The organism is Paraclostridium bifermentans (genome assembly GCF_964259345.1).
In the GTDB taxonomy this organism is placed as follows: domain Bacteria; phylum Bacillota; class Clostridia; order Peptostreptococcales; family Peptostreptococcaceae; genus Paraclostridium; species Paraclostridium bifermentans_B.
The window spans coordinates 1-520 of record NZ_CAXVJR010000033.1 but is presented as its reverse complement, the minus strand read 5'-3'; the positions used below and the strand labels follow the sequence as shown (position 1 = coordinate 520).

The 520-nt window shown below is 49.8% G+C and carries 1 rRNA gene; it reads right to left on the bottom strand.

The features are described 5' to 3' along the window. Window positions 1–520 (bottom strand): 23S ribosomal RNA (locus ACEXNK_RS17545); the annotation flags it as partial.

Genomic DNA, 520 nt, shown 5'->3' with positions numbered 1-520 from the left:
TCAAGCGATTATCGGTGGTACAGGAATCTCAACCTGTTGTCCATCACCTACGCCTTTCGGCCTCGGCTTAGGTCCCGACTAACCCAGGGCGGACGAACCTTCCCCTGGAAACCTTGGGTTTACGGCCCGTGGGATTCTCACCCACGTCTCGCTACTCATGCCAACATTCTCACTCCTATACTGTCCACATGTCCTTACGGTCATGCTTCAGCCTGCATAGGAAGCTCCCCTACCTATCATTACTGATAGCGTAGCTTCGGTAGTAAGTTTTAGCCCCGGTAATCTTCGGCGCAGGATCACTCGACCAGTGAGCTATTACGCACTCTTTAAATGAGTGGCTGCTTCTAAGCCAACATCCTGGTTGTCTGTGCAATCCCACATCCTTTACCACTTAACTTACATTTAGGGACCTTAGCTGACGCTCTGGGCTGTTGCCCTCTCGACTATGAATCTTATTACCCACAGTCTGACTCCCAAGTATAAAATAACGGCATTCGGAGTTTGATAATCTTCGGTAAGC